This is a genomic window from Rhizobium sp. ZW T2_16 (genome assembly GCF_044987325.1).
In the GTDB taxonomy this organism is placed as follows: Bacteria; Pseudomonadota; Alphaproteobacteria; order Rhizobiales; family Rhizobiaceae; genus Neorhizobium; species Neorhizobium cellulosilyticum.
Genome location: NZ_JBJDRG010000024.1, coordinates 46943 through 56455 on the forward strand (window position 1 = coordinate 46943; position 9513 = coordinate 56455).

At 60.0% G+C, this 9513-nt stretch carries 8 protein-coding genes and 2 pseudogenes; 3 read left to right on the forward strand and 7 right to left on the reverse strand.

What is annotated here, in order from left to right; all coding sequences use genetic code 11:
* Positions 1-41: 41 nt before the first annotated feature.
* The 7 genes from ACI3K0_RS27450 to ligD all read right to left on the reverse strand — a co-directional run bounded on the left by ACI3K0_RS27450 (position 42) and on the right by ligD (position 7773).
* Positions 42-1307, reverse strand: a complete 1266-nt coding sequence (locus ACI3K0_RS27450; protein WP_148147166.1) for an MGH1-like glycoside hydrolase domain-containing protein — start codon at positions 1305-1307, stop codon at positions 42-44.
* A 17-nt stretch (positions 1308-1324) separates the two neighbouring features.
* Positions 1325-2377, reverse strand: coding sequence for an ABC transporter ATP-binding protein (locus tag ACI3K0_RS27455; protein ID WP_404946684.1), 1053 nt, complete (start codon positions 2375-2377; stop codon positions 1325-1327).
* An 11-nt stretch (positions 2378-2388) separates the two neighbouring features.
* Positions 2389-3219: a carbohydrate ABC transporter permease gene (locus tag ACI3K0_RS27460; protein ID WP_148147177.1), complete on the reverse strand. Its 831-nt coding sequence runs from the start codon at positions 3217-3219 to the stop codon at positions 2389-2391.
* Positions 3220-3227: 8 nt separating this feature from the next.
* Positions 3228-4079: a carbohydrate ABC transporter permease gene (locus ACI3K0_RS27465; protein ID WP_404946685.1), complete on the reverse strand. Its 852-nt coding sequence runs from the start codon at positions 4077-4079 to the stop codon at positions 3228-3230.
* Between the two features lie 148 nt (positions 4080-4227).
* Positions 4228-5505, reverse strand: a complete 1278-nt coding sequence (locus tag ACI3K0_RS27470; RefSeq protein WP_404946686.1) for an ABC transporter substrate-binding protein — start codon at positions 5503-5505, stop codon at positions 4228-4230.
* Between the two features lie 35 nt (positions 5506-5540).
* Positions 5541-6551, reverse strand: coding sequence for a LacI family DNA-binding transcriptional regulator (locus ACI3K0_RS27475; protein WP_183687445.1), 1011 nt, complete (start codon positions 6549-6551; stop codon positions 5541-5543).
* A 172-nt stretch (positions 6552-6723) separates the two neighbouring features.
* Positions 6724-7773 carry a non-homologous end-joining DNA ligase gene (gene ligD, locus ACI3K0_RS27480; protein ID WP_404946687.1) on the reverse strand — a complete coding sequence of 350 codons (1050 nt, stop codon included), beginning with the start codon at positions 7771-7773 and terminating at the stop codon, positions 6724-6726.
* A 229-nt stretch (positions 7774-8002) separates the two neighbouring features.
* Between ligD and ACI3K0_RS27485 the strand changes: the two genes are divergently transcribed.
* The 3 genes and pseudogenes from ACI3K0_RS27485 to ACI3K0_RS27495 form a co-directional block, all read left to right on the forward strand.
* The gene (locus ACI3K0_RS27485) at positions 8003-8281 is read left to right on the forward strand and encodes an HU family DNA-binding protein (protein WP_148147172.1); all 279 of its coding nucleotides are present in this window, start codon (positions 8003-8005) and stop codon (positions 8279-8281) included.
* A gap of 613 nt (positions 8282-8894) precedes the next feature.
* Positions 8895-9317: pseudogene (locus ACI3K0_RS27490) on the forward strand (M81 family metallopeptidase).
* A gap of 26 nt (positions 9318-9343) precedes the next feature.
* A pseudogene (locus ACI3K0_RS27495) lies at positions 9344-9513 on the forward strand (IS6 family transposase); the annotation flags it as partial.

Here is a 9513-nt window from a genome sequence, read left to right on the forward strand (position 1 = left end):
GATCGCCAACATTGCTTGATGCGACAGCAGGCACGCCGAAGTTACGCCGCCAGGCAGAGATAGGCCGCGCCCGTCCAGGAGAAGCCGAGACCGCCACATCCCTCACCGGTGATTGGATCGAAATATTCGGCAAAACCCTCGGTCTCGATGGCGCTGACTGTGCTTGAGCGTAGAGATACAGCCATGTCGGCCAGACCGTTGCGCGTCAGTCCGTCGATCAGCAGCCAGTTGATGATCGCCCAGGATGGACCGCGCCAGTAACGCTTTGCTTCGAAACTTCCGACGAATGGCTTGGTGGTCGGAAACGCTACCTTCATGCCATCCGACCAGAGTTTCATTTCGGCTGCCGCCGCATCGGCCATGCCCTTGTCCAGATCGAGCGCAAGGAGCGGAATGAAACCGGCATGGGTCGGCGCTTCGATATCCTCGTTTGAGATTAGATCGCGCGATACGAAACGGGAAAGCTTCGGCCGCCACTGTGCCAACAGGGCTTCGCGGGTAAGCGTGTTATAGACGGCCAGTTCCTCAGCCGCCTCATCCAAACCGAGGATGCCGGCAAGATGTACCAAGTCCTCTCCAGCCTTGAGCAGGATCGCGGTGGTCTGGACTTCGGCAACCTTGAACGGGGCCTTTTCCCACTGTTTTGCCGGCTCCCAGCCGCAGGCGGCATAGGTATCGACCAGATGGATGAAACGGCGGTAATCTTCGTCACGCGGGCGCATGGCGGCATCGACATGGCCGGTATCCTTGCGCACGACGGCGGTGTCGGTCGTGGTCGGTACGCGAGCAAGGGCGATATCCCAGGCGGGAGAATTGTCGCTGCCGCTTTCCCACGGATGAAGCAGGGCGACGAGGCCGGTGCCCTCGGGATCGCGCGCGGAATACCACCAGCGATGCCATTTAAGGCCGGCATGGAAAAGGGCGAGCGTGCGTGCCCTGGCGTTTGCGGTACCGGCCTTTTCCGCGGCTTCATGGACGGCCCGCAGCGCGATGCCAAAGACCGGGGGCTGGGTAATGCCGGATGTCGGGATCGTATGCCCGGTGCGCCAGACGCCGGGGCCGGGGAAATAGGTGTCGCTCGGCTGGTGGAAGACGATATGCGGGATCATGCCGTCTTCCCACTGGCCCTCAACCAGTCTTTCCAGTTCACGATAGGCGCGGTCGATGTCATAGGTGGCGAAACCCATTGCAACGAAAGCGGAATCCCAGTTCCACTGAAAGGGATACAGACGATCGGTTGGCACGGTGTAGCCGCCGCGATCATTGGCCGCGAGGATACGGTAAGCCTCGTCAAAGTGCTTGGTCATTTTGGAACTCCAGAATTTTAAGCTGCTGCCGGATAAGAGACGCCGCTCTCGGGCGACAGCCATGTCAGACGTTTGGGGTCAAGGGTCAGGCCGACAGTCTCGCCGTTCTTCACGGTTTCGGTGGCGGGCAGGATGACGCGGGCCGGCTGGCCGAAAATGGTGCCGGTGAGGAGCAGGTGCGAGCCCATTGGTTCGGCGACGCGAACCTGCATGTCCAGTCCCTGCCCGCTCTGTGCCCGCTCGACGGTTTCGCCACGCAGGCCAAGCACGATCTCGCCGCCCTGGGCAGGAACCGCAAATTGCTGCGAACCGGCAGCGACCTGCCCGTTGGTTACCGGCATGGTGATGAAGTTCATTGGCGGATTGCCGATGAAGCCGCCGACGAAGCGGGTGGCGGGGTGGTTATAGACCTCGACCGGTGTTCCGACCTGTTCGATACGCCCGTCATGGACGACGGCGATACGGTCCGACAGGCCCATTGCCTCCGTCTGGTCATGGGTGACGTAGATGGTCGTGGTACCGGCCTCCTGCAGCACGGTCTTCAGTTCGGTGCGCATTTCCAGACGCAGGAGTGCATCGAGATTGGAGAGCGGCTCGTCCATCAGAAGCACGCCGGGTTCAACGGCAAGCGCGCGGGCAACCGCGACACGCTGGCGCTGGCCGCCGGAGAGCTTGTTGGGATAACGGTCGAGATAGGGTTCGATATGCAAAAGGCCGGCCGCCTTTTCGACCTGCTTTTTAACACGAGCATCATCCGCCTTCTGCATGCGCAGGCCGAAGGCGACGTTTTCGTAAACGGTCATGTGCGGAAAGACGGCATAGTTCTGAAACACCATGGCAAGGCCGCGATCCTTCGGTGGCAAGCCGATGACGGATTTTTCGCCGATAAGGACGTCGCCCGAGGTGGATGTTTCCAGACCTGCGATAATGCGCAAAAGCGTGGTCTTGCCACATCCGGACGGTCCGAGCAGCGAGACGAACTCGCCGTCATTGATCGTTAGCGAGACGCCTTTGAGCGCCTGGAAGGCACCAAAACTCTTCTTGATGTTTTCGATGACAATGATGGCCATGAGTTTACCTGCTATTTTGAAGAGACGCCCCAGATCGCAAACAGGTAACGCCTGACCGCGAAGATGAAGACAACCGAGGGGAGGATGAGCATGAGGCCGCCGGCAAAGCGGTAGTGCATCGGGCTTTCCGATAGCACGGTGAGCAGATAGGCCGTTAAAGTGCGATGCCGCACGGTAAGTACCGAGGCTGCAAAAACCTCATTCCATGAGATGACGAAGGCAAAGACAGCTGTTGCCACCAGACCGGGCAGGGCAAGCGGTGCAACGACCTTGAAGAAGGCCTGGATGCGGGTGCAGCCGAACACCCAGGCAGCCTCTTCCAGCTCGCGTGGGACGCCGAGAAAGATCCCTTGCGTGACCAGTGCCGCGAAGGGTAGTGCCAGAACGGTGTGGATGAGGCCGACACCGAGGACGGTGTCGTAGAGGCCGAGCCGGATATAGGAAACCGTCAGCGGCAGGGCCAGAATGGCGAGCGGGAAGGCTCGGGTGAGCAGAACCAGAAGCCGGTAGCTGTCCTTGCCGCGGAAATTGTAGCGCGCCAGAGCATAACCGGCCGGTGCGCCGAGCGCGATCGACAGCGCTACAGTGATGCCGGCAGCTCCCAGCGAATTGAGAAAAGACTGGAAGACGCCTTCCGTCCTCAGGAACAGCAGGAAGGGCTGTAGCGAAATATCGGTGGGCAGAAAATTCTTCGGCCACTGATAGGCGCCGGTGCGGCCGCCCAGCGCGCCGAGCGCCACCAGATAGATCGGGACGAGAACCCAGGCGCAGAGCGCAACGATGCCGCTCCAGAATAGCAGTCGTCGGGCCGAGATGAAACCGGCAGTGCTGGAAGTGTTCATGGTGTTGCTCATGGCAGACGCTCCGGATCGACCTTGACGGCCTTCAAATAAACGAGGGTAGCGGCGAGCGAGATGACCATGATCAGCACCGCATAGGCGGCGGCAACACCATAATTCTGGTTCTGGTTCTGCCAGTTATAGGCCTCGCCGACGAGGACCGGGAAATTGCGGCCGCCGAGCGCGTAGACGACGGCAAAAACTTCGAAGGCAAGGACGGTGCGCAGGATCAGTGCCGACTGCAGGGCAGGGCGGATCAGTGGCAGGGTGATGCGGGTAAAGCGGGTCCAGGGGCTGGCGCCGAAGATTTCGGCCGCCTCCTTGAACTCCTTCGGCACCTGGTTGAGGCCGGCGACGATAATGATCATGACGATCGCGGTGCCGCGCCAGATCTCGGCAATGGCGATGCCGATAAAGAGGGCGACTGGTGTCTGGTAGGTAAGCCAAGCTGTCTGCCGCTCGATCAGGCCCATACCGAAGAGGATCGAGTTGAGATAACCGGTATTCTGCAGGATCGACAGCCAGACCATGCCGGCGGCGAGATCGGAAATGCCGAGCGGGATGGTCCAGATCCACAGGATCGTCTCGCGGCCGCCGTTCATCTTGGCGACCATCGAGCCCATAGTCAGCGCCATGATGATCTGGATCGGCACAACGGCGAGCGTCAGCACAAACGTGTTCAGCACAGAACGACCGAAATTGAGGTCGGTCACCATCGCCGTCATGTTGGCAAGCGACGGCGTGCCGTTGTCGGATACCGCCAGCCACAGCGTCTGCACTAGCGGTACGACGAACAACAGACCTAGAAATACGACGGAGGGAAGGATCAGCGCGTAGGGGATCCAGCTTCGGCTTTGGGTCATCGGTTACCCTTTGTTTTTTTGAATTTTGCGATGAGCGGCCAAAGGCCCTCACCTTAGCCCTCTCCCCGCGAGCGGGGAGAAGGTGCCGGCAGGCGGATAAGGGGCTGCCATGCTATCGACGGGCCGAAGCCCAGGCAGGCCGAAACCATCACTCGACCGGGCAGGCGCCGTCACTTTTGGCGTCGGGGGCCCAGCAGGGGGCCTTGGTGTCGGCCATCAGCTTGGTCATGGTATCACCCTGTATCTTCAGGACGTCGGCAACCGGCTGGTTCTGCAGGATGATCCGCTGGAAGGCGTCCATATAGACCTTGTTGAACTCGCCACCCTTATCGCCGAGGCCGACCGGCAGCAGCGAAATCACGGCATCCGGTGCGCTCTGGGTGGCGGTGACGGCACCGGCAAGCAGGGCAACACCCGGGTCAAGATCTTCCGGCAATTGCACATTCAGGGTCGGGAAAAAGCCGACGAGCGAGGCCGTCTGCAGCTGCACATCCTGGGTGGCGAGGTGTTCGATAACGGCGGTGGCGTTCGCCGCGTCCGGTGCGCCCTTGGGGATAGCGAGGCCGGCGACGACCGGCATGTAACCGCGGCCCTTCGGACCAGCCGGTGCCGGGAAGACGACGTAATTGTCCGGCGAGCCGGATATGGCGTTCTTGAGGCGGGCAACGTGATCCCAGGCAACCATGACTTCACCGGAAGCCAGCGGCTCCTGCATGAAATCGTAATTGGTCGAGTTGGGGCTGACGACGGTCCATAGTTCCTTCAGCTTTTCCCAGCCGGCTACGGCATCGGCGTTTCTGAAGCTGCGCACCACGCCGCCGGTAAAGGACGGGTAGAAATAGCCCTGGAAAAAACGCGGCATCAGGCCTTTCGGTCCTGCCGGGAAGCCGATCTGCGGCGCGCCGGTTTCGTCCTTCATCTTGTTGCCCCACTCGATCAGCTGATCATAGGTGAGCTTGTTGATGTCGGCGCCTTCAGGCAGGTATTGCAGCGCGTCCTTGGTGGCGGCCATGACATAGGTTGCCTGCATCCACGGGATATATTGCTGTTCGGTCTTGCCGAGCTTGCCGAGATCGATCAGCGACAGCGGCATGCCGGCATCTGCTAGCTTCTTGGCCAGATCGTCGAGGGGCTCGAGCATCTGCTTGTCGGCAAGCGGCGATAGTTCACCGTGCAATGCGCCAACGAGGCTGATCGTGTGCTTGCCTGCCTGACGTTCTGCCTCCATGCGGACGGCAAACTGTGGCGGCTCCTCGACCACGTAGTCGACCGGCTTGTCGAGACCGCTCAACAGCTCCTCGCGCACCGCCGTCGCCTCCTCGATCGGGCGGAGCTGGGTGGACAGGAAAACCGTTTGCGATTGGGCCTGGCCGGCGAAGCCGATGGCGGTCGATGCCAGGATGGCGATGGACAAGAGTCCTTTCATTACTTTTCCTCCAGGTGTTCTCTGTTAAATGAATGTCAGGCCGCAATCGGCGGCAGGCGGTGGCTGTCGCGATCGACAAATTCGATCGCATGCAATTCCTGCAGCGCTTCGGCGGGTTCTCCGGCGATTGTGCGCAGAAGCAGCGAGGCGAAGCTGCGGCCGAGATTGCCGCCGGTCATGCGCATGGTGGAAAGTGCCGGGCTGGTGAAGGCGCCGATCGGCAGGTCGTCATGTCCGACGACGCTGATGGACTGTCCACCATCGACCTCACGCAGCGCCCTGAGCACCCCGATCGCCATTTCATCCGTGGCGCAGACCATTGCCGTCGGTCGATCCGGCTGTCCGAGCAGGGAAAGTGCGGCTTCGTAACCGCCCTGTTCGGTCGGCATCCGTTCGACATAGAGATCGGTGGCAAGCCCGCATTCGGTCATCGCGGCCTCCCAGCCCTGACGGCGGACATGGGCGAAAAAATAGTCCTGCGGGCCGCCGACATGTCCAATGCGGCGATGGCCGGCGCGATGGAAACGCATCGTCGCGGCGTGAAAGCCGGAAAATCCGTCGCCATCGATATAAGGATGCTGGATCGCCGATTCCGTCCGCCCGTTGGTGACGAAGGGAAAACCGCGTGACTGCAGAAATTCGACTCGTTCGTCATGGCGCTTGGTACGCACCAGCAGCATGGCATCGACCCTGTGGCCATCGACGAAACGGCGGCACATGTCGAGTTCGCTCTCTCCGTGAGGAACGGGCGCGATCACTAGGTTGAGGCCGGCACCGGCCAGATGTTCCGCACAGCCCGACAGCATGTCGAGGAAATGCAGCGGGCCGATGTGGCCGGGTTCGCTTGGAAGCGTTACTGCCACGAGTTCGGCGCGCTGCTTGCGCAGACGACGGGCCGAAGCATTGGGGCGGTAACCGGCCCTGTCGGCGGCTTCCTGCACTCGCTTTCGGGTGGCGGCCGATACGTCGGAATAACCGTCGAGCGCCCTCGAGACGGTGGTGATCGAAAGCCCCAGCGATTGGGCAAGTTGCTTGAGATTGGCCAAATTGTCCTCCCAGACCGCCGAAGAGTTGTCCAAAACGTTTTGGAAGTCAACCCGAAACGTTTTGATTGTTGGTTCCGATGCTTCAATAGCCATCACGGTCAGCTATGCATCGTCGTCGTTCACATCTTTCGAAAAGCCTGCCGCACCTCCTCCCGCGGCAGGCTTTTTCGTTTCAGGGCTTGTCCTCGATGTCGAACACTGCGGCATTGTCCTGAACCTCGCGCAAACCCTTGTAAGACGCGTGGCGAAGGTTGCCGTCATCGGTCCAGCCGCGAAACTCGATCTCGGCAATCAAGGTCGGCTGTGCAAACACGAGGTTCTTTCCCTTCATCGGCACGACCGGCTGTTTCGTCTTCAGCTTGTCGAGCGTTGTCTTGAGATAGACCGCATCTCGTTCCTTGAACCCGGTTCCAACTGATCCGACCGAGATCCAGCCTGAGCCGCGCCGAGCGGCGATAAGCAGGCTTCCAATTCCGCCGCGCGCGACGCTCGACTGTTCGTAACCGACGACCATGAAACTTTCGCTTTGGATGCATTTGATTTTCAGCCAGTCCCCAGTTCGGCCGGAGTGGTAGGGTCTGTCACGATGCTTGGCGATCACGCCTTCAAGACCCAGGCTGCAGGCATTCGCAAGAGCCTCGTCCGGATCACCGGAAACGTCTTCGGAAAACTGGATGGCGCTATCGAAGCCATCAAGAAGGTCACCGAGCAGGTGCCGGCGCACCGAGAGTTCCGTTCCTGTCAGGTCATGCCCATCGAAATACATCAGATCGAAGGCATATAGGATCGCTTCAGTCGACGCCCTCTTTCCGCCACGTCCTCCGAGCGATTTCTGCAGCGCCCCGAAATCCGACCGGCCGTTTCCATCAAGGACAACGGCCTCGCCGTCAAGGATCGCGCTGCGAACGCCAAGTCGCTTTGCCGCGTCAGCGATTGCCGGAAATCTGCTCGTCCAATCGTGACCGCCTCTCGTGATGATCCTGACGCCGTCCGGCTCTACATGGACTGCGAGCCGGTAACCGTCCCACTTAACCTCATATATCCAGTCGGGTCCGGTAGGAGGGGAGGATTTGAGGAGCGCCAGACAGGGCTCGATCCGGTTAGGCATCGGGTCGAACGGGAGGTTGGGTTGGGCGGGGTCTCGTCGACGACGCGGCTGCGACTGGGCAATCTGGTCGCTCTGCAACAGTGGGCTGGTGCGACGCTTCCGGGACTGACGCATTACGGAACTCCCTTCCATGTGACGCGACTCAAGTTCGAGCCACGGAAATCGTTCCGGCCGACCACGCAGTTGGACTTATTTGCTTGGATCGGTTACGGGCGAAGTCTTCGGCCGGTTTGGCACCTAAGCTGTGGAAATCGTCGCCCTCTAGGCTCATCTATCGCAGTTCCTGCTGACAGTTGATCCCAACTGGAGAAAGCTTTGATCTTTCAATTGAACGAGGACTGTTATGACGACAACAAATGAAATCGCCGACAAGATTGCTTCTGAGCATAGCCTGACAAAAGCTCAGGGCAAAGCGGTAGTCGAGGCAGTATTCGCTGCTATCACATCAGCAGCAACGTCCGGTGCCGAGACGTCGATCCCGGGATTTGGAAAGTTCAAGGTTAAAGATACTCCGGAGCGCGAGGCCCGAAATCCAGCCACAGGAGCAATGATCAAAGTCGCGGCCGCAAAGAAATTGACCTTCTCGCCGGCAAAGGCATTGAAAGATACGCTCAACAAGTAAAGTGGTGGCGGCCACGCCCTTGGAGCGCAGGCCGCCATACGTCGGCGCTGAACGGTCATGGCGGACGGACCAAAAATCAGGCGAATTGTAGGGTGGCAGGCCTGTATCCGCTCGAGGGCACGGTAGTTCGTTGAGCCCGCCAAATTGTCTCTCACAGAAATTGAACCCGGATCGTTTTGAGTAGAGGATCTCTCCAAAAACGTTGCCGCGACGCTTGCCACGCCCATGCAGACCGAGCCGGAAACTCCATTCTTCCAGAGCCCCAAAAGTCTCAAATCATTTGATGACGGACAACCGGTGTAGTGGCGCTTCTGGCGTTCATTCCCGTCGCGCCATTCGTCGATCTGCTGACCATGGGTTGGCTCACCACGCTCGTCATGCTGGCGGTTGGCTTCTGGGAAGGGCGGCTGGTGCGCATAAGACGAGAGGCAGCAAGCCGCAGGCAACAACTTGAGGACCCGGTGCATCTAGGATGCTACTTGGTCTTGAGATCCTAGCCGACGGTCCGACGGTACGCGTGGTGATGGAGGCCGCAAGGCGCAAGAGTCCGGCCCAGTGTTGTCTCGTTGCAAGCCTGCCGCTCGACGGCATCTTTCTCGATCTGCATGGGGCCATGGTGGCTGAGCATGTCGATGACGGTGAAGGGAGCTGCTTTCCCGTATTCGCCGGGCGATCGGTTACGATGTTCCCATTTCCGTATGCCTCGATCTGCACGGAAACATAACCGAGCAGTCGATGACCGATGCCGACATGCTTGTCGGCTATCGGACCTATCCGCATATCGATATGGCCGTGACGGGGCGAAGAGCGGCCGAACTTCTTGACAGGTTGAGGAGAGCGTTTCGCCAAGGCCTACCGACAGATCGATTATCTCATCCCCATCTCCTGGCAATGCACGATGGTGGAGCCTGTAAAGTCCATCTATGCACTGGTCGGCGCATTGGAAGAAAAGCTCGACATGGTGTCCATGTCCTCCTTCGGTTTTCCCGCCGCCGACATAGCCGCCTGTGGGGCGAGTCACGGTAACGCCTTGTGAGGAGCGGTTGCGATAGACGCACGTGCATGACCATCTCGCCAGTCAGTTACAAGCGCCATCGCTTCCCACCCCAGGTCATCGCCCACGCGGTCTGGCTCTACTTTCGGTTTCCGCTAAGCCTGCGCCTTGTCGAGGAATTGCTGCTGGAGCGCGGCATCGCCGTCTCCTATGAAACGATCCGCCGCTGGGGAAAGAA